Here is a 625-nt window from a genome sequence, read left to right as displayed (position 1 = left end):
AGGGGATTCACATGAACATCTGGTTCTTCACGTGGCGTGCACCACGAAAAAAGCGGTATCGCCGCTCGGCTATTCGGGTTCCCGCGAGGTTCCAGAAGGGTTGTGTCCACCCTTCGCTCTCTGACGTTTCCCGCCGTCGGGGCCCGGTTCGGCACCGGGGTTCTGGGCGATGTCGTGCCCCTCCCGGGCGCGCATTTGCTGGTACCACTGTTCGGCGTCCGAGCGCGCGGCCTTCTCCGCCTCCCGTTCACCACGGTCGGCCCGCATGATGGCGCGCATCACGAACCAGAAGATGAGGCCCACACCGATCGAGGGCAGGAGAACGGCAAGATACTCAGTCACGGTCAGTCCCTCTCGGGCTTCATGAGCGGAAACAGGATGGTTTCGCGAATACCCAGATCGGTGAACAACATGATCAATCGGTCCAGGCCAAGCCCCAGGCCACCCATTGGCGGGGCACCGTGTTCCAGCGACCGCAGGAAATCTTCACCCAACTGCATGGCTTCGTCGTCACCGGCGGCCGCCATTTTGGACTGTTCGGTCAGACGCTCACGCTGAATTACGGGATCGATGAGTTCGGAGAATGCCGTCCCGCGCTCCATACCACCGATAATCAAATCCCAGG

General features: G+C 61.3%; 2 protein-coding genes. Both read right to left on the bottom strand.

The window, feature by feature from the left end; all coding sequences use genetic code 11:
• Positions 1-69: 69 nt before the first annotated feature.
• Positions 70-342 carry a hypothetical protein gene (locus GTW58_RS13505; RefSeq protein WP_166834571.1) on the bottom strand — a complete coding sequence of 91 codons (273 nt, stop codon included), beginning with the start codon at positions 340-342 and terminating at the stop codon, positions 70-72.
• A 2-nt stretch (positions 343-344) separates the two neighbouring features.
• The coding region (locus GTW58_RS13500) for an amino acid--tRNA ligase-related protein (RefSeq protein WP_342453325.1) at positions 345-625 on the bottom strand (281 nt) is incomplete at its 5' end.

The organism is Kocuria subflava, assembly GCF_012163155.1.
Taxonomy (GTDB): domain Bacteria; phylum Actinomycetota; class Actinomycetes; order Actinomycetales; family Micrococcaceae; genus Kocuria; species Kocuria subflava.
Note: the sequence above shows the minus strand (reverse complement) of the source record. Positions and strands in the feature narration are given on the sequence as shown.